The sequence below is a fragment of the Thioalkalivibrio sulfidiphilus HL-EbGr7 genome (assembly GCF_000021985.1).
Classification (GTDB): domain Bacteria; phylum Pseudomonadota; class Gammaproteobacteria; order Ectothiorhodospirales; family Ectothiorhodospiraceae; genus Thioalkalivibrio_A; species Thioalkalivibrio_A sulfidiphilus.
Genome location: NC_011901.1, coordinates 1,397,904 through 1,416,910, shown reverse-complemented (window position 1 = coordinate 1,416,910; position 19,007 = coordinate 1,397,904). Strand labels below are relative to the sequence as shown.

17 protein-coding genes are annotated in these 19,007 nt (G+C 56.2%); 7 read left to right on the top strand and 10 right to left on the bottom strand.

Annotation, left to right across the window (positions count from 1 at the left end; all coding sequences use genetic code 11):
- Nucleotides 1-93: 93 nt before the first annotated feature.
- The 9 genes from TGR7_RS17070 to TGR7_RS06565 form a co-directional block, all read right to left on the bottom strand.
- Nucleotides 94-633 (bottom strand): REP-associated tyrosine transposase, encoded by a 540-nt coding sequence (locus TGR7_RS17070; RefSeq protein ID WP_012637885.1) that lies wholly within the window; start codon nucleotides 631-633, stop codon nucleotides 94-96.
- 235 nt (nucleotides 634-868) lie between these two features.
- Nucleotides 869-1,297: a type II toxin-antitoxin system VapC family toxin gene (locus tag TGR7_RS17065; RefSeq protein ID WP_012637884.1), complete on the bottom strand. Its 429-nt coding sequence runs from the start codon at nucleotides 1,295-1,297 to the stop codon at nucleotides 869-871.
- Nucleotides 1,297-1,533: a type II toxin-antitoxin system Phd/YefM family antitoxin gene (locus TGR7_RS17060; protein WP_012637883.1), complete on the bottom strand. Its 237-nt coding sequence runs from the start codon at nucleotides 1,531-1,533 to the stop codon at nucleotides 1,297-1,299. Before TGR7_RS17060 ends, TGR7_RS17065 begins: the two co-directional genes overlap by 1 nt.
- Nucleotides 1,534-2,003: 470 nt before the next feature.
- A complete protein-coding gene (locus TGR7_RS06590; RefSeq protein ID WP_012637882.1) occupies nucleotides 2,004-3,977 on the bottom strand; it encodes a capsular polysaccharide biosynthesis protein in 1,974 nt (657 codons plus the stop codon).
- Nucleotides 3,978-4,097: 120 nt separating this feature from the next.
- Nucleotides 4,098-4,358: a glycosyltransferase family protein gene (locus TGR7_RS06585; protein WP_049764627.1), complete on the bottom strand. Its 261-nt coding sequence runs from the start codon at nucleotides 4,356-4,358 to the stop codon at nucleotides 4,098-4,100.
- 188 nt (nucleotides 4,359-4,546) lie between these two features.
- A complete protein-coding gene (locus tag TGR7_RS17055; protein WP_012637881.1) occupies nucleotides 4,547-5,407 on the bottom strand; it encodes an FkbM family methyltransferase in 861 nt (286 codons plus the stop codon).
- Nucleotides 5,404-7,047, bottom strand: a complete 1,644-nt coding sequence (locus TGR7_RS17050; RefSeq protein ID WP_187148422.1) for a glycosyltransferase — start codon at nucleotides 7,045-7,047, stop codon at nucleotides 5,404-5,406. Before TGR7_RS17050 ends, TGR7_RS17055 begins: the two co-directional genes overlap by 4 nt.
- Nucleotides 7,048-7,367: 320 nt before the next feature.
- Nucleotides 7,368-9,446, bottom strand: a complete 2,079-nt coding sequence (locus TGR7_RS17045; RefSeq protein ID WP_187148421.1) for a capsular polysaccharide export protein, LipB/KpsS family — start codon at nucleotides 9,444-9,446, stop codon at nucleotides 7,368-7,370.
- 218 nt (nucleotides 9,447-9,664) lie between these two features.
- Nucleotides 9,665-10,039, bottom strand: a complete 375-nt coding sequence (locus TGR7_RS06565; protein WP_012637878.1) for a dTDP-4-dehydrorhamnose 3,5-epimerase family protein — start codon at nucleotides 10,037-10,039, stop codon at nucleotides 9,665-9,667.
- Between the two features lie 276 nt (nucleotides 10,040-10,315).
- On the opposite strand from TGR7_RS06565, the gene TGR7_RS06560 reads away from it, so the two are divergent.
- The 7 genes from TGR7_RS06560 (at nucleotide 10,316) to TGR7_RS06530 (ending at nucleotide 17,803) form a co-directional block, all read left to right on the top strand.
- Nucleotides 10,316-11,278, top strand: coding sequence for an IS5 family transposase (locus TGR7_RS06560; protein WP_012637877.1), 963 nt, complete (start codon nucleotides 10,316-10,318; stop codon nucleotides 11,276-11,278).
- Between the two features lie 527 nt (nucleotides 11,279-11,805).
- Nucleotides 11,806-12,135 carry a DVU3141 family protein gene (locus TGR7_RS18020; RefSeq protein ID WP_081434257.1) on the top strand — a complete coding sequence of 110 codons (330 nt, stop codon included), beginning with the start codon at nucleotides 11,806-11,808 and terminating at the stop codon, nucleotides 12,133-12,135.
- Between the two features lie 44 nt (nucleotides 12,136-12,179).
- Nucleotides 12,180-13,832 (top strand): polysaccharide biosynthesis/export family protein, encoded by a 1,653-nt coding sequence (locus TGR7_RS06550; protein WP_245523037.1) that lies wholly within the window; start codon nucleotides 12,180-12,182, stop codon nucleotides 13,830-13,832.
- A gap of 15 nt (nucleotides 13,833-13,847) precedes the next feature.
- Nucleotides 13,848-14,627 carry an ABC transporter permease gene (locus TGR7_RS06545; protein ID WP_012637875.1) on the top strand — a complete coding sequence of 260 codons (780 nt, stop codon included), beginning with the start codon at nucleotides 13,848-13,850 and terminating at the stop codon, nucleotides 14,625-14,627.
- A complete protein-coding gene (locus TGR7_RS06540) occupies nucleotides 14,624-15,286 on the top strand; it encodes an ABC transporter ATP-binding protein (RefSeq protein ID WP_012637874.1) in 663 nt (220 codons plus the stop codon). The genes TGR7_RS06545 and TGR7_RS06540 overlap by 4 nt, the downstream gene beginning before the upstream one ends.
- Complete coding sequence (locus TGR7_RS06535; protein WP_012637873.1) at nucleotides 15,286-16,368, top strand: KpsE/RkpR family capsule polysaccharide export protein; 1,083 nt, start codon at nucleotides 15,286-15,288, stop codon at nucleotides 16,366-16,368. The genes TGR7_RS06540 and TGR7_RS06535 overlap by 1 nt, the downstream gene beginning before the upstream one ends.
- Before the next feature lie 100 nt (nucleotides 16,369-16,468).
- Nucleotides 16,469-17,803 carry a capsule biosynthesis protein gene (locus TGR7_RS06530; RefSeq protein ID WP_012637872.1) on the top strand — a complete coding sequence of 445 codons (1,335 nt, stop codon included), beginning with the start codon at nucleotides 16,469-16,471 and terminating at the stop codon, nucleotides 17,801-17,803.
- A 99-nt stretch (nucleotides 17,804-17,902) separates the two neighbouring features.
- Here the strand turns inward: TGR7_RS06530 and TGR7_RS06525 are convergent, their stop codons facing one another.
- Nucleotides 17,903-18,535 (bottom strand): hypothetical protein, encoded by a 633-nt coding sequence (locus TGR7_RS06525; RefSeq protein ID WP_012637871.1) that lies wholly within the window; start codon nucleotides 18,533-18,535, stop codon nucleotides 17,903-17,905.
- Nucleotides 18,536-19,007 lie beyond the last annotated feature (472 nt).

Sequence of the window (19,007 nt, the reverse complement as noted above, 5' to 3'; positions counted from 1 at the left end):
TCCTCGACCGCATGGGCACGCGTTGCTTTGCCCATCCTACTGCCCAACAAAGACCGAGACCCGTAGGATGGGCGAAGCGCAGCGCGCCCATCATCATTCCCCCACACACCTCATGCCCTTCACCACCACGGGTACCGACGTCCCCCACCCTTCGGGATACCACCCCATACGCATGGCCCTGCCAAATGAACTGTGTGGCCAATCTCCAGGACTGGGGACATAGCCGTGTTTCACAGGGTTGTAGTGCACATAATCAATATGCCGTCGCCAATCCAGCTCATCCCGAATGGCATGCTCCCAATACCGGCGCTGCCAGACACCCTTCTCCCTGCGTCTTGCCAGAGAATCCCGCGTCTGGCCTGGAGCCTGACCAATGCTGAAATAATGTTTGATCTTGCGCCATCGCGACGTGAAATCCTGATCACCATCCGGAAGGCGCCACACAGCATGAAGATGATCAGGAAGGATCACCAGGGCATCGATCTGAAACGGATGCGCAGCCATGGTCCTGCGGACCGCCTCGCGGAGCCGCTGAATCGCGGCAGGTTCAGTCAGAATGGGACGGCGATCCTGCGTGACGACCGTGAAGAAGTAACAACCGCCGGGGATATAAAGCCTTCGATAGCCAGTCATGACAGACCTCCTTGTCTGCTGAGTGGGTAGTGAGATTATACGGTGGAGATTGAGCCTCAAGACTCATGGGCACGCTTTGCTTTGCCCATCCTACAAACCCAACCGAATCCGCAGGATAGGCGAAGCGCGGCGCACCCATCAGACCTTACCGGCATGGGCACGCTATCGCTTTGCCCATCCTACAAACCCAACCGAATCCGTAGGATAGGCGAAGCACAGCGCGCCCATTATATTTCTAACCATCCGCACGCCTGGCATCCAAACCAAAGAAGGAAGCAGCTTTCAATAGCGCATCATCTTCTGTGATCAAACAGGCCTGATAATACTCGGCACAGGCAAGGTGAAGTGCATCCAGGGTTCTCAGGCTTGTCTTGCGCATGCCAATCCAATGGATGGCGCGTTGATAATGTGCGGTATCAATAGGACAACGCACAAAACGTCCTTGGCGAACATCATCACAAAACGCACTTTCAATCCGGTTGGCATCAGGCTCATTCAGTTCCCCCACACGCACCCATCGCGCCAAGGCACTGGCAACTTCCACCTCAGTTAAATGGCTGATGAGCACTGGCTCCGACTGAGCGAGCAACAGTGCCTGAACCTGTTCACTGGCCTGCTCCTGGCGGTAATAGGGCAACAAAGCACTGGTATCAAAGTAAAGCATTAGTAACGCTCTTCGTCCCGCAGCTGACGTACTACAGCGGCAGCATTTTCCTTGGACGGAGGCAACGCGCTCCTGAGCGAGGAGCGGTCGAGGAAACGAACCGGCTCAGGTTGTGGCGCTGTCAAGCGAGCGGCAGGCTTTCCATGTCGAAGAATGACAATCTCCTCACCGGTAGCCACAGCATCCAAGAGGTGAGAAAGTCTTTCCCTGGTTTCCCGAACATTGATTGTTTTCATTGCGATAACCCTGGACCCGGCAATGTGTACACGTTTATTGTACACATCTTATGGCTCCCGGCAAACCTACAGCTTGCGATACAGGGCCTGGGAAACGTCACGGGGCCGCATGGGCACGCGGTGCTTTGCCCATCTACACCCGACCAATATCCCAAATCCAGTCCCGTAGGATGGGCGAAACGCAGCGCGCCCATCAGATTCCCATGACCCATGGGCACACGTTGTTTTGCCCATCCTACAAACCCAACCGAATCCGCAGGATAGGCGAAGCGCAGCGCGCCCATCAGACCTTACCCGCATGGGCACGCTATCGCTTTGCCCATCCTACAAACCCAACCAACACCCCGAATCCGTAGGATGGGCGAAGCGCAGCGCGCCCATCAGATTCCCATGACCCATGGGCACACGTTGTTTTGCCCATCCTACAAACCCAACCGAACCCGTAGGATGGGTGAAGCGCAGCGCACCCATCAAGCGCCCGACCTGAGACCAGCCACCAGCGCTCGAATTTTACGCCCTTGGCGGCGCAACCAACCTGCCCTGAGTCTTTCAAGCCCACCCGTTGCAGTCAGCGCATCACGTTCCTCAATCAAACGCCGCAACACTGCCTCGCAGCTCGTAAACCCCTTGAGTTCCCAATCCCAATACAGGGGATAGCGCAATAGAGCGACTGCGACCAACTCATCCAGCGTAAGCTTGCGCGTTCGCCGAGGGATCGAAAGCCTGTCCTCCGTCAATCCCCAGCCCGCATAGAAGGGTCTGCCGTACACCACCACCCGCTTGCCGCGCAGCAGCGCCTCGAACCCGGCCATCGAAGTCATGGTATGCACCGCATCTGCACCATCCAGACAAGAGACCATGCTGGCCTTTCGCTCGACCCAGTCAACGTGGCGCAAGGCCTCGTCATCCTGGACCGCGCCATGTCGATTGCCTGACGCCACGTCCGGATGCGGCTTGAATACGATGAATGCATCGGGACAGGTCTCACGGGCCACCTGCATCAGGTCCAGATTGGTGCGCACCGACTCACAGCCATGACGGATCGAGGCATCGTCCTCCACCTGCCCCGGCACCAGTACCACGGTACGACCTGCCGCAGGCCAGTCCACTGGCACCAAGGGCTCCAGGTTGTACTTGGTCAGACCATGCTCGACGATCAGCGACCGCACCCAGCGGGCCTGCTCAAGTTCATCAGGAGAGAACGCCGCAGTGTTGAGCAACTGCTCGAGGTCCGACGGACCCCGCGGATCGAAATACAGCCCCTGTTCATCGATGACCACCGATCTGGGGCGGATCAGGTCTGAGCCGAGACCTACCGACCGGTAGAAACCGTCCTCCAGGTGGAACAGGCGCGTGGAGGTCGCCCGCGCCAGCTCCTCGACACGCTGCGGCGCATCCCGTCCCCAGTGAATCAGCCCGTCATCCTTGCGAAGCCCCAGGGCACGGGCCGCCTCCGCATCCCGCACGAAACGCACGCCCTCCCGGGCCATGCCAAGGATCGGAGTCAGATGGGCCGCCTTCCACGCACGGAAACCCACCGCCACGAAGCGACGGGGCCAGCGTGCCTGCACACGCCGCTGACGCACGATAAAGTCTGCGACCTGGAAGAAATTGCCCGGTTTACCTGTTTCAGGATCAAGATATCTGGCATACAGCAGATAGGCAGCAGCGATCAGTTCCACCAGACTGCGCCGGGCGGCGCGACGTTCACACGGCACGCGATCGTCGGTGAGACCCCAGCCGCTGTAGAAAGGCACCCCGAAACAGGTGACTGGCCGCCCAACGATGAGCGCATCCAGCCCCATCTGCGACGTGACCACATAGACCCGCTCGAAATGGGCCAGCAGGGAATGCGGGTGCCAGTCCTGGGTGATCCAGCGTACATCCGATCGCCCCCGGGCTGCGGACAGACAACTTGCACGCTTGCCGGCCAGAACATCAGGATGGGTCTTGACCCACACCTCGGCACCCGGATTTTCCGCAACTGCCGCGTCCAGCATGCGCAGGAAGGATGCTTCGTCGGCGAGCCCGCCGGTGATCGAGGCATCGCCCAACGTCTGATCAACTACCAACACCCGACGTACATCCGGGGCGAAGTGATCATCCGGCACCTCAGTACCGACATTGTATTTAGTCAGGCGCTCGCGCTGCAGCAACGCAAGTGCGGCCTCGGCCTGTTGAAGAATCTCAGGCGAGAAAACACCATCCTGCAGAAGCTGTTCGATACGGGAGGGCTTACGGGCGTCGAAATAAATGCCAAGATCATCGACAACGATCGACAGCGCGGGCACACCATGCACACCCAGACCGTAGGAACGCAAAAAGCCATCTTCCAACAGAAGAGGCCTTCCACCGCTGAGCCTGGCATAGATCTGAGCCCAGCGCGCACTGGGTTTGGCACCCCACCCCAGCCATCGCGTATCCGCCCCCCGACCGGCAAGCATGAAAACCTAAGCCGGTTTCCGATAAAGACGGCCAGGAAAGGAGACCGAAACAGGTTCAGGTTACGAAACGGCACATGGAATCGAGATATCCCAGAATCGCTCATGAAGCAGAACGCCTCGTCACACGCCCACAACCTCGCGGATCCGTTCGATTCTCTGCGACCAGGAGTGCTCTCTCAGCAGATATTCAGCACCTGCACGTGCACACTCAAGATCCTCTGTACTGGGCCCATAGCGCAAGCGTTCGAACAGATCACGCGCATGCTCCGCATTGGCAACCACATTGCTATCATCGGCGAACATGGCCTCCACAGATTTGGCTGGCGTCGTAACCGCGATTCCGCCGCAGGCAAGGATCTCCACCAGCCTACGGGGGTACATAGTCAGAAATCCTCTACAGCATAGACATCCAACGAGACCGTAATTCTTATAAATCCGTGCTGATGCTGAATATGGATCAGAAGATTCCACCTCGAGATACTCAGACTATGAGTATTTAGGTACATATGAGATTCACAGGGAACCTCACCAGTGGGCGAGCGGTCACAACTGATGAGTTGTATAGATGCTCAACCGATCCACCGATTTAATTCGGCGACGGCTAGGCGTGAGTGGCCTATAGCACGCGCCATGCGACAATAGTCGGCGTACGATCGCGCGGTTCGCCAAGACGCCACCGCAAGCTGAGGCAACATTTCCGAGATCCTCTCCATTGGCAAGAGAACAAACGTCGCTGTCTTGAAGAAGCAGGCAGCAACCATGTAGTTGCGCTCCACAAGGAAGTTTCGCATTAGCACAAGGTTCTTGTCGGTAGAAGTTTCACAGATGATCACTGGTCGACAGGTATCGATTAGGCAGCGCATACCTTTCAACACATCGATTTCCATACCTTCTACGTCGATCTTAACTACCATGCGGTTTGGTGGTGCATTTATAAGATGGGCGAGTTGGTCGTCACCACGCACAAGTTGCACCGCCTCAGGCGTACAAGCGTTCGCAGCCTTTACACCAGCCCCTCCAGTATTGGTCGAACCTTCTTTGAAAGAAGAAACTACGTAACCAGGCTCTATGCCAAACGCAAGCTGGCGTGGGTGCGCACGATCAATTAGATTAGAAAGAGTGAAATTACGCTCTAATCGTGAATAGTTTGGACCATTCGGCTCGAACGCATAGATTTCCGCACCACACGCCAACCCGAAAAAGACTGAGTGATTACCTATATTCGCGCCTACATCGACAAATACATCTAGTCTCGGCAATAGGGAACGGACGAAATCAAGCAATGGTCGCTCATAGAAGTCACATGTACTGGCGATATATTTTTGTATCAAGTCCTTCTCGTCGTCTATCTCGAATCGCGCTTGACTTGCCGGAGTACCCTCAGGCGTCAGAAGCTCGATAGTAAGTACTTTAGTGTTTTCATTACTCATGGATGGTTTCCATCGCGGACGGGTAATGAGTTAGCAGAAATTACCGAGAGCAAGCTCGAATATGCCACCTCATCTCCGTAGCGTTGATTCGCAACTGCACGCAGCTCCTCTCGTCGCGCAGGCATATCGACCTCCTGGGTCAGCGCAACGAGGAATCTTTTCAGGCCCTCACCGTTCTTGCCGACCACTGTTACGCCATCCATACTATCGCCCAAGCAACGGATGCCGATGTCATTAGTAAGCAGGAAGCAGCCAGCCATTAGCGCTTCCACACTCTTGAAATTGAGACCACCCTGAACCGCAATGGGCGACAGCATCGTACCAACAGTTGAGTAGTAGGACTCAAGCGAATCGACAAAACCGAGTAAGCGCACACTTTCAGGGAACGTCTCTGCCAATCGAAGTGCCACATCTGAGCGACAGATCGCACCAGCCAATTCTAACCGCGCATCGGGCCTTTCCGCGATGATGGTCGGCCACCAGGTACGCTGGATGATTTCTAGGCACTTCAGGTTATTGCAGTTGTTCGATCCGATAAAACCAAAACACATAAGACGATCAGCCTCACAGACTGACGTTTTATTTTCGACGTGGGTGAACGAACCTGGTTCGACCAGAATTGGACGATTTAATCCCGCGCCGGACATGGCTGCGTGATCTGATGGTGATATAGCTAATATTATGTCGGCATAACTCAGCTCTTTTAGCTCCAGACGCCGCTGAGAACTCGCTGAATAAAAGTAATGACGGTTTTCAGCGCTGTCATTACTTGAGTCGAGAACGAAAAACACATCATGAGTGTCGCAAATCCAACGCAGGTCGGGACGCTTACGCGCGACTCTGCGTATAGCGCGGCCGAACCACGCACCCGTATAGACGACGTTACGAAGATCCGGAAGTGTATCGATGACACTAGACAGCAACTCCGAATTTTCAGGCGTAGCGAAAAGCATTCCACGTTCGGTGTAGCGAAGTGGCGCGGATCCGGTGAGACCGGCGAGCCGGCGAAATAAACTTTCTGCTCTAAGCAATAGCCAATGTGAAAGTGACCGGCGGCCGCGCACCAGTGGCCTAGCCGTTACACTCGAAGAGAAGATAGAAAGCAGGCTACGGATACGCTCTAGGTCGTTGTTAGCTGGGCCGAGCACCATAACGGCAGTCGGCTGGCTACCATAGGCTAAACCCAGCAGGACATCAAAGGCACGTAAATAATACGCACGCTCAACTGGTAGCATGCGTTCTGGAAATACGAATAGAGTTGTAGGTTTACTGTCGGCGAACAGACGCAGTGGACGAAGTCCAGCACACTTACTGAGTTCTAGCACTTCCGGTAGCGCGCGGGCAAACAGACGTTTCCAGAACGCACGTGGGATACGTGTATGCAACTCAACTCCAGTGCGAAGCAAAAAGACTATCCTGCTGGCACGGTCCAGCTTCACGGTTTCTGTCTCACGTATCAGGATCTCAGCAGGCTCGCGGCACAGCGTGAGTACCTTAACGACTTCCGGCCAATATAGCGGCGTATTGGCTGTCAAAACCGCGAGACCGTCGACCGCGTACCTAGTGAGGAAGGTCAGACGGTTCTGCAGATCTACCTCTGGCGTGCCTACCAAATCTATAAGCCAGAAAGCAGGCTGCATAATTATTTCTGGCGAATTCCCCGGCCTTAGTCTAAGAATTAGCCTATGACTCACTTTCCTGACCATAGTACGCCATACACGCCGCAAGCACTGGTAGGCCTCTGGGCTTTCGAATCTGACCTCCAATGGATCTGCAGATGTCAGAGTTGCGCTAATTAATATCGCATGCAATTCAGCATCGTCTTTAACGACCGCCCAATCTGGCGCTTCTACCTTCCAGCAAGCGCGGACGACCTTCATCTCTTGCGAGGAACGAAATGGACTAGATATGTATATTCCCGCGAGTAGTGCCGTCTGCATCGGCATTGGGTTAATAGCATTCATCTCTGACGCGCCGCAATCTGTTCCGCAAAGTAGTTAATGATCGTTTCAATCTCTGCAGGCTCACCAGTGTCAGGATGCACGTAGCGTGTAAGCATTACATAAAAGACGTGGAATACTTCCTCCAGACTTCGATTTCTGCTTCGCCGCTCGCAGTCTACACAGTCTTCTGTCAAGCCCCATCCGGCATAGAAAGGCACACCAAAGCAACGGACCGGCTTACCCGCCATCAATGCTTCAAATCCCATACCCGAACTTACGACCCACACCTCATCTACTGCATTGATCAGCGAGTATGGGTTCACATCGAAACCTATAAGGTGAACATTTTCTCGCTGCGCGATAGTGCCAAGAAATGCCTCGGTATAGTGTGCCTGCTTATCATCTCCATTGATGGCGCATGGATGCTGTTTGATAACGATCTCTACCTCATTAAGTTCTAATGCCGTGTCCAGCATCAAACGAAAACTTTCATCGCTAGCAGCCCCATATTTTATTGACATATCACCAGCCTTCTGATCTACGATCAGAATCGTGCGCTTACCAGGGCTCCGAAAATCCAGATCAAGCACCTGTGAATAGTTATATTTGGAGATGCAGTGATGAACGATAGAGTCAATTAGCCGTCTGGACCGATTAACCGCTTCATCATCGATCACGTAATCCGATGCGAGTATAGTTTCTAGAAGCGAAGGACGCGAGGCGTCATAGTAAATGGAACGCGTGTCGATCACTACCGAACACGTTGGCTCATTAGGGTTCGTCCATAGCCCAAGCGACCGGATGAAACCATCCTCCAGATAAAGACGCGGAGCAGCGATAAGACTTCGAAGAATCTCCGGTCGCTCCTTTGACTCATTGGGTTCCGCACCCCATTGAATGAATGCTTCTGCACACATTGACGCAGCCTCTATGCCATAGCAGCGCTCTCTCGCATTGAGTAGATTCTTCAAGTGTCTCTGTCTGCCTTCAGTGATCGCTTGGTTTGTCAGGGGATCTGGCACAGCGATCATATCAAGGCCAATACCATTAATGATACGCGCTAGCACCACGTCGCGTTCATCGCACGGCGCATTTTGCCACGGCGATATATTTGGCGCATTGACTATATCGCTAAGATGCATTGCCTGACGAGATGGTGGCAACATGGACCCGATATCATCGGGCGTCTTCGCCAATTCGTAATATTTAACCCTACCGCCATCCCCCCACCCCGGAGGAAAACTGCCAACCGGTGCACGTGTCTCAACCGCCGCTTTAACCAGATTCATCACATCTAGACCTTCGTCATAGAAGACGATCGACTTGCGATACTTTGTATTTAAGAGTTTCAGACACGTACTATTGAGGAATCCTCGCTTTCTACGTTTCGCAAGAACAACAATATGATCAGTTTCAGCACACGCAGCGAGCATGTCGACTAATTGCGCCTCGACCGCAGCTTGCAACATATCATCACGCATACCGAACTGACGCGGGGGAAGAAGTAGTAAACGGATAGCGTCATTGCCACCCACACCAATGAGAATTCGTACGCGATGAAGCTCCTTTTCAGTTAGCTGTGTTGAAGATATTTGGCTGCCGACTCGCAGTTCCCAATCGACCGCCGGGATCAACGTGGAGCTAGGCGCGAAACCCGGAAAGTCACCAATTACTTTCAGACCCATAGCGCGCGCACGTATTGCCAGAGATCGCGCCAGGTTAGAGCTGTCATCAGGCAGTGCGAGAATCGTCGCATCTGCCGCCTGCATCTTTTTCAGCATAGCGCGCACAATGATCCCGAGTTGCGCGGGCTCACGGTCAGTCACGTGCTCTAGGTCATCAATATCGTTGTCACTCGAAGAGTGTTCCCACAGTGGCAGCAATAAGGGGGTGCAGCCTTCATTTTCGATCCGATTCATGCGCACGGCATCTATGTAAGGAACACCTAGAGGTAGTACGGCAACAACAGGAGTATTTGCATTGGATATCAGCCGACTAGGTATACGGTAAGTACTCCAAAGATCAAGCTTAAGCTTAAACACATCACTTACATCGACTTTTGGGTAATTCCGATTACCTGATGTTGCCGCTGACACCGGCCGACTCATATTCGACTGTTCACGCACCGCGCTTACGATTGAATGTTCTTTACGCGATGACACCAAGAACTTACTTATCCAACGCAATAGCGGATACTTCGAGTCATACAAGAAAGCTCTAGGGTTTAGAATTAGTTTTCTAAATTTATTTTTTACGGGCATTACGATCTCAATACTCGATAAAGGAACATGTAAGGAGCGTCGTTAAGTAATTTCTAGAGACTAGACGGTGCACATGGACGACAAGTGTAGAACCTCTTCCGGTTCTCGACGCTCAGGGTCACGCCATACCACTGGCCGAAGGTGGGCGACCCCAGGTGGATGTCTACGACCAAGTCGAAGACTTCGCCATATAGGACATAGACGAGATTGCCCTGGGGATTGGGATTCTGGACATGCACACCGCGCAGCACACCCTTGCGCGAGCAGGAGAGGTTGTCCTGCACGAATTGCTCGTGCCGGACAACCTCGGCGTAGCGGGGCTGACTCCAGTACTCGGTGAAGAAACCACGATGGTCACCGAAGACCCTGGGCTCAATCACCAGCACGCCATCTATTGGGGTTGTTGATACTTCCATATGAATCTTCATACCTGAAGATCTGAACCAGGCCTCCCTGAATCAAATCCATCGATTCCAAAATCTCCAAGAGCGTAGTGTGCCCTGCCGCACTCTCTTGGGAAAGATAACCATGGCTGGAGGGGAAAACCACTACATAAATATCTGGCCACAGAATATGAATACTTTATGATTCACTAATTCCATGTACCAAGCATAACGCATCGTCATGGAGCAAGGGAACCTCTGATTATGTCCCGTCGCATGGGATAATCACTGAACCATCCTCTCGGAGCAACAGGGCGCACGATGAAACAGTTGGGCTTGAGCGATTCGGGCTTTGTGAAGCATCCCAAGAAGACCCGCAAGGCAGAGTTTCTGGCCGAGATGAACCAGGTGGTGCCCTGGTCCCGGCTGGAGGCCTTGATCGAGCCCTACTATCCCAAGCCCGGCAATGGGCGCCGCCCGTTCGGGCTTGAGACGATGCTGCGCATCCACTTCATGCAGCAGTGGTTCGCCTATTCCGACCCGGCCGTGGAAGAGGCGCTGCACGATATCCCGCTGCTGCGCGAGTTCGCGGGCCTGGATGCCACGGTGGAGGCCATTCCTGACGAGACCACCATTTGTAAGTTCCGTCACCTGCTCGAACGCCATGGCCTGGCAGGCGCGCTGCTCGAAGAGATCAATGGTCTTTTGGGCGAGCGCGGCCTGATCCTGCGCAAGGGCACGATGGTCGATGCCACCCTGATTGCTGCGCCGACCTCCACGAAGAACGCAGACGGCAAGCGCGATCCGGAGATGAGTTCGACGAAGAAGGGCAACCAGTGGTACTTCGGCATGAAGGCCCATGTGGGTGTGGATACTGCCCATGGCCTGGTGCACACCGTGGTGGGCACGGCGGCGAAGGTGCCGGATGTGAAGCTCACCGATACCCTGCTGCACGGTGATGAGCAAGAAGTACATGGGGACAAGGGCTACACGACTCGGGAGCGCAACCTGGCGGCGAGTGATCCGGCCAGCGGTCCGCTGTGGTGTTTCCCGTTCAAGCGTGTGCGGGGCCGGGAACTGCCCGAGTGGAAGCGCGAGATCAACCATCGCATGTCCCAGCTTCGAGCACGGGTGGAGCACCCGTTTCGGGTGATCAAGCGCCAGTTTGGATATACCAAGGTGCGCTACCGGGGGCTGGCCAAGAACACGGCCCAGCTCACGACCCTGTTTGCCTTGTCGAATCTGTACCTGGCGAGGCGCCAGTTGTTGCGTATGGCAGGATAGCTGCGCCTGGTGATCAAGGATTGGGCCGTGAATCGGCCGGGATCGGTCAAAAGAACGGCAAATCCGTACCCAAACTGACTGGGGAAACGACATGTCGTCCTTGATGTGCACTGGCCAGCTGCCTGAAATCACTTAATCAGACGTTCCCAAGGCAGACTCAGGCGTCGGAAAATCTTTCACAGAAGCCAGGTATAGAATCCAGATGATGATCCCACTGCTCCAATCCCCCTCGAACCGCCCGCGAGCCTTGCTGGCGCGAGATCGGCGCGACACTGGGTGGTCGCGGTCTGCGTTTCGTAGACCTGAATCCGGTGCCTTGCTAACATCCGTGCGGTCTGGCGGGCTTTGATGATGTACCCACTTAAAGCCATAAATTGAACTAATTAATACATCAGCACAGACCAGCCGAACTCACGTTAACCCCCTCTGGGTTCGCTCATTCCAAAGGACTGCCATCTCACGTGAATGCTCCCGCTTCTGCTCTGTTGTTCTTGACTGTCATCGCACTCGTTTCTGGCTGTGGCGCCATGCCCGTTGCCCCGATGAACAGTAGCAATCATGTCTTGGCAGTACATTTTCCTGATGCCTTTCAATCCATGTTGAGCGATGCGCCCTCCGGCAGTGTTGCCCGGCTGGACCATAGCCCCTGGGGTCGGGATGTGACGCTCGTGTTGCACGAACCCTATCATGCTGCCAGCGGCCGCATCTGCCGCGGCATCACGGCTGAGAGTGAGGGCTTGCACCGCCCGGCACTGGCTTGTCAGCGCAGAGACGGCTCCTGGGAACCGGTCAGATTGCTGCATCAGGGTGGCCGCCCGGCCTTGGGTAGCCTCCCATTTGACGGAGGACATCAGTGATGGCTTGCTCACGCTGCTTCGCAGGATTTTTCTGCTTCCTCCTAATGGTTGCGCTGCCCGCTGCCGCCCTGGCGCAGTCCATTACGGGCATGGGCGAACTCCCCAGAGAGCAGCAGGCCGAACCGATTCGCGATGTGCTGGAGTCTCCGCCCTCGCTGGAACGGCGTACGGGAACCTACGGTCCAGTAGACCGCCAGGGACTGCACGCCGATGACATACCTCCCTTTGGCGCTAATCTGTTCAGGGGTGGCTTCAGGGGCATTCGCAGTTCGGGGATTAACCCGGCCTATCGCATCATGCCCGGGGATCAGATCACCCTGCGCACCTGGGGGGCGGTTGCCATGGAGCGGGTGCTCCCCGTGGACGCCCAGGGCAACATCTTCATTCCCCAGGTGGGTCCCGTGCAGGTTCAGGGTACCTCGGCGGCTGAACTGAACGGGCGCGTCGAATCGGCCATCCGGCGGGTCTTCCGTGACAACGTTTCCGTGTACACGAACCTGCAGGGGGTGCAGCCCGTCGCGGTGTTCGTCACCGGCTTCGTCAACAGCCCGGGGCTGTATGCGGGCGTCCCCAGTGACTCGCTGTTGTATTTTCTCGACCAGGCTTCAGGCATTGATGTCGCCTCCGGCAGCTTTCGGGATATCCGCATCCTGCGGGGCGGACGAACCATTGCCACGGTTGATCTCTACCCTTTCCTGCTGAGTGGCGAGATACCCAGGCCTCAGTTCGAGGAGGGGGATACCCTTGTCGTGGGTCCGCGCGGGCCTATGATCACTGTCACAGGGGATGTGTCACAGCCCTATCGCTATGAACTGGATGCAGCACCGCGCAGCGGCCAGGATCTGCTGCAATGGGTGCAGACCATCCCCGGTGTTTCCCATGCCCTGGTGCGGGGCGTCCGGGAAACAGGTCCCTTCTCCGTCTACCTGCCCATAACCGCCTTTCGCGACGAGTCGCTGAACGCGGGGGATGAGATCGTCTTTTCCGCAGACCAGCGGGCAGACACCATCGTCGTGGAGCTCGAAGGTATTTACGAGGGTCCCTCACGCTTCGCCCTGCCCCGGGACGCCCGACTCCTGGATCTGCTGGACAGCATCCCGGTCAATCCGGAACTCGCTGAAGTCCGCAGCGTGTCCATCAAGCGACTTAGTGTCGCCGAACGCCAGCGTCAGTCCCTGGAGGACAGCCTGAGGCGACTTGAGACCGCCTATCTGGGTGCCTCGTCCGCGACCGCGGAAGAAGCGGCCATTCGTGCGGCCGAGGCGGAGCTCATCCAGAATTTCGTGCAGCGGGCCCGACAGGTCGTACCCACGGGACGCATGGTGGTCGCACATCAGGGCCAGATCAGCAACATCCGGCTGCAGGATGGCGACATCATCACCATCCCCAGCCAGTCCGATTCGCTGCTGATCAGCGGCGAGGTGCTGGTGCCTCAGGCCATGATCTACGTGGCCGGTCAGCGGGCTGAGGACTACATCCGGCGCGCCGGCGGTTTCACGGAACGGGCCGATGAACGCAACATCCTGGTGGTAAGGCAGAATGGCGAAGTGGTCTCGGCCAGCGAGGTCGAGCTTCGTCCGGGTGATGAGATCCTGGTACTGCCAGTTGTGCCGACCAAGAACCTGCAATTGGCTTCCACCCTGGCGCAGATCATCTATCACATTGCGGTGGCGGCCCGGGTCGCGCTCAATATCTAGCCCCGCGAAGGCCTGATGCGCACCCACTGGGAAGTCACCCGCTCCGTCTGGCACGCCACGTTCATGCGCGAGGCCCTGGCGCGGACCACAGGTGACCGCTTCGCCTGGTTCTGGATGCTGGCCGAGCCGATCGCCTTTGTGGTGATCATGGTGCTGGTCAGGGAACTGCTGGGCCGCTTGCGCCTGATTATGGGTGCGGAATGGATCCCCTGGCTGGTCGTGGGGCTGGTGGCCTTCTTTCTGTTCCGCGAGGGGGTATTGCGCTCCATGGGGGCCGTCGAGGCAAATCGCGGCTTGTTTGCTTACCGGCAGGTCAAACCCGTGGATCCAGTGCTGGTGCGAAACGTGCTGGAGGGGCTGCTCAAGACTCTGGTGCTGTTCATCTTGATTGCCGGTGTGGCCCTTCTCGGTTACGACATTCTGCCCTCCGATCCCCTCGGCGCGATGTTTGTCTGGATATCCATCTGGTTGCTGGGACTCGGCGCGGGGCTGGTGGTGTCCGTGGTGGGCGCACTGGTACCCGAGGTGGGAAGACTGGTGCGCATGATGATGCTGCCCATGTTCCTGCTTTCCGGCGTGATCATCCCGTTGCAGACCCTGCCCCATCAGGTACAGGTCTATGTCATCTACAACCCGGTGGTACACGGCCTGGAGAGCCTGAGGCTCAGTTTCTTCGAGGGTTACAAGTCCCTGCCGGGCATTGACCTGACCTATCTTTGGTTGTGGAGCCTGAGCATGATTGCCCTGGGGCTCGCCCTGCATCTGCGCTTTGACATGAGGCTGAAGGCCCAATGATCGAGGTTCACAACGTCTACAAGCGCTACCACAACCATCACGGCAGCGACTGGGTGTTGAAAGGCATCAACTTCACCCTGCCCAAGGGGGTAAGTGTCGGCCTGTTGGGACGCAACGGCGCCGGAAAGTCCACGCTGCTGAGACTGATCGGAGGCATGGATTATCCGGACCGGGGAGAGATTGTTCGCAAGTGTCGGGTTTCCTGGCCCATCGGTCTTTCCGGCGCGTTCCAGGGCTCCATGACGGGACGGCAGAATGTGAAATTCGTGGCGCGGGTTCATGGCAATGAATCCAGCATCGATGAAGTGATGCGCTTCGTGGAGGACTTCGCTGAGATCGGCGCGGCCTTCGATGAGCCGGTGAAGACCTATTCCAGCGGCATGCGCAGCCGGCTGGCGTTCGGTCTGTCACTGGCTTTTGATTTCGACGTCTACCTCTCGGACGAGGCTACGGCCGTGGGTGACAGGGCCTTCAAGGAAAAGGCCAAAAAGGCGTTTAAGGATCGCGTGAGCAGGGCCAGTCTGATCATGGTGTCTCACAGCGAGGGAATCCTGAAGGACCTCTGCCAGGCTGGCCTCTGGCTCGACAAGGGCGAAGCAGTCTGGTTTGACGATATCAACGATGCGTTGAACGCCTACCACGAGAGTATTGAAAAGTGATGAAAACCCTTTTGAAGAAACATCCCTACTGGCTCGTGGCGCTGGTGGCGATCCTGTTGAGCAGTGTGTACTGGGCGTTCCTTGCCACGCACCGCTATGTGTCCCAGGCCAACGTAGTCCTGCAGAGTGCACAGATCGCTACACCGAATGTGGGTATCGCGGCCATCTTGAGCGGTGCCGGTTCCAATGAACTGCTGATCCTGAGGGATCACCTGCAGTCCGTGGACATGTTGCGCAGGCTTGATGAAGCGCTGGATCTGCGCAACCACTATTCACAACGCAACATCGACAGGCTGTCGCGCCTGGGTGGTTCCGACGTGCCCATGGAGGATTTTCATCGCTATTACCTGCGTCGGGTCTCCGTGGACCTGGACGAATATGCGCAGGTCCTAAGGGTCAAGGCGGGGGCCTATGATCCGGAGATCGCCCGGGCGATCGTGGTGCTGCTTTTACAGGAAGGCGAACTGCACATGAACCGGATGGCCCAGCGGTTGGCCGCCGAGCAGGTCAAGTTCATTGAGGCCCAGGTGGACGAACTCAGTGTGCGCCTGGCTCGAGCTCGCGATGCCCTGCTGGCCTATCAGAATGAAATGGGGCTGGTCTCACCGACGGCCACCGTGGAGAGCATCAGCGCCGTGATCGCGAACCTTGAGGGAGAACTTGCCAGACTCAACGCGCGACGGACCGCACTGGGCGCCTCCCAGAGTGAACGTTCTCCCGAGATGGTCAGCCTGCGCAATGAGATCGAGGCCGTGCGCAACCAGATCAGTATCGAACGGGCACGATTGGCCGCGCAATCCGGAGATACACTCAACCGGCTGTCGGCCGAATACGAGACCCTCAATCTGCAGGTGGAGTTCGCCCGTGACATGTATGCGAATGCACTCGCGGCGTTGGAGAACACCCGAGTCGAGGCGGCCCGCTCCCTCAAGCAGATCTCCGTGCTACAGGAGCCCACCCATCCGGAGTACCCCACCGAGCCAAGACGCCTCTATAACATCACCGTGTTCACCATCCTCGCCCTTCTGGCGGGGCTGATCGCGCACCTGCTGGCGGCTATTGTCAGGGATCACAGGGATTAGGGGCGGGTGACGGTAGGATGGGTGAAGCGTAGCGCACCCATCGGGTCTCGAACAGCATGGGCACGCTGCGCTTTGCCCATCCTACGCACCGCTGAATGTCATGAACATCGTAGGATGGGTGAAGCGCAGCGCACCCATCATGAACCAAAAATCACACATGCATAAAGATTTCGCAGGACGCCATTTTCTTTTGCTGCAGGGACCCATGGGTCCGTTCTTCAGACGCCTCGCCCAGGAGATCCGTCTCAACGGCGGACGCGTCAGCAAGATCAACCTCAACGCAGGTGACACCCTGTTCTTCCATGGCAAGGGTTGCCACACCTATCGTGGCCGCCTGGCGGACTGGAGTCAGTATGTATCTGACTTCGTGAAAAGATACGCGGTCGATGTGATCGTTCTGTTTGGCGATCAACGCGTCTATCACAAGGACATGCGGGAGCTGTGCCACCGCCTTGGCATTGAGCTCTACGTCTTCGAGGAGGGCTATCTCAGACCCAATTACCTGACACTGGAACGCAACGGGGTGAACGGCCATTCTTCGACGCCCCGCAATCCGATCGTTTTCAATAGCCTGCCGTCGAAACCTCTTCAAGAGACAGCACGACGACCCACAGGCTTCTACCACGCGATTTTCTACGCCATTGTGTATCACGTTGCCATGACCCTGTTCGCGTGGCGCTACCCCCACTATGAGCACCACCGCAAGGTCAACGCCCTATACCAGGGGTGGGCCTGGAGCTGGGGAGCGCTGCGATGGCGCTGGCTGACACACAGTCAGACCCCCATTGCCCGCCTGCTCAGCGGCCCTCTTTCCCGACGCTATTTCCTGGTGCCTTTGCAGGTGTACGACGACGCTCAGATCGTGCACTGGTCGCAGTACAACAGCGTCGAGGAATTCATTGAGGAGATCGCACAATCTTTTGCAAAACACGCCTCTCCTGAAGATTCTCTGGTGTTCAAACACCACCCCATGGACTGGGCCTATACCGATTACCATCGTCTGTTCAGGCGACTGCGCAGCAAAACAGGCCTTGGTGCTCGGCTGATCTACGTCCATGGCCTCTCCATGCCCATGCTGCTGCATCATGCCCGCGGCATGGTCTGCGTGAACAGCACGACGGGCCTCTCTGCGCTTCACCATGGTGTACCCGTGAAGATTCTGGGAACAGCCTTTTACGACATCCCGGGACTCGTGAGCGAACAGCCTTTGGAGCAATTCTGGCGCGATCCAGGCGAGGTGGATCTGGGGTTCTACCATCAGTTCAGGAATTGGTTGCTCCTCAACAACCAGCTGGATGGCAGTTTCTACCGGCGGCTTCCCGGCGTTGATACCCCGACGGCGATCATCTGGGAACCGGTGCAGTGGAACCAGCGAGACAATGACTCGGAATCTCCGGACATCGAGGCTGAAACAATTAGAAAGGCGGGATCGTGATGGGGTGTTACGGGTACTTCTTGATGGGCACGCTGCGCTTTGCCCATCCTACAAACGCTCCGTAGATGAGTGAAGCAAAGCGCACCCATCAAGCTCCTTTCACAACGCAAACCGCAACCCCACGGTCACAAAATTCGATCCCACCCGACGCGGGGCAATCACCCCATAGATTCCGGATCGGTGGTGTACACGTGTAAACAGCGCGATACGCGCGCTTTGCCGCGCACTCCACTCGATCTCGTAGGCCTGAAAACTCTGGAATTTATAGCGGCGCTCCGGATCATCGATCGGGCCATCTTCGTAGCTGGGGGTACCAAAAGCGTAAGACAGACCTATTCCGACGCCTGGCCTTGCGGTGATGGGGCCCAGATCCCAGCCTCTGAACTGCAAGAAATACGCAAGATTAGCCTCCCAATTTTCCTGTAGACCGTAGTGCTTTACGACGATGGCCTCCAGCGCCGTTCTGGTACCTGGTATGTAGAGCGTGTCAAATAGGCTTTGTACTGCCTGCGGTGTTGGAAGCGGCTGGAGATAGCTCAGGGCGGTGAGGTAGCTCGCCTCATAGATCAGATCGTTGCTCAGGAAATCACCCGGCATCTCCAGCAAATCAGAATCTACACCCTGTCCCCAGTAGAGGGAGATGGCCCGGGGACTGCCTTCAAGGGCCTGAGCATGGGTGGTAAGGACGGTGGCCAGTAACGAGATGGCGAGGGTACGTTCCAGAATCCGCATTTTTATTATAACTTATTGTAATATAAGGAATATTTGAGCGAGAAGCGACGGAATAATCACCTAAGAGATTGTCTGGCCCGCCGAGAGGCCTGTATCAGGCGCAATATGGACTGATACAACTACCCATTATTGTCGGATGGGTTAAGCGCAGCGCACCCATCGGCTTTCCATGACCGCATGGGCACGCTGCCGCTTTGCCTATCCTACAAACCAACAAACATTCCGAATCCGTAGGATGGGTGAAGCGCAGCGCACCCATCGGACCCCACCCAGCATGGGCACGCTATCGCTTTGCCCATCCTACAAAATCAACAAAACTCATTATTTTCATTTGGTTTTCTGGCGAAATCGACGACATAGATACTCCCATGCGGCCATTTCTCTGGCCAGCAATCATGTTCGGGCCGGAAGGCATGGGGAACGCGATTTAATATATCATGTCGTTTTCGCATACGGCCCACCGAACCACGAG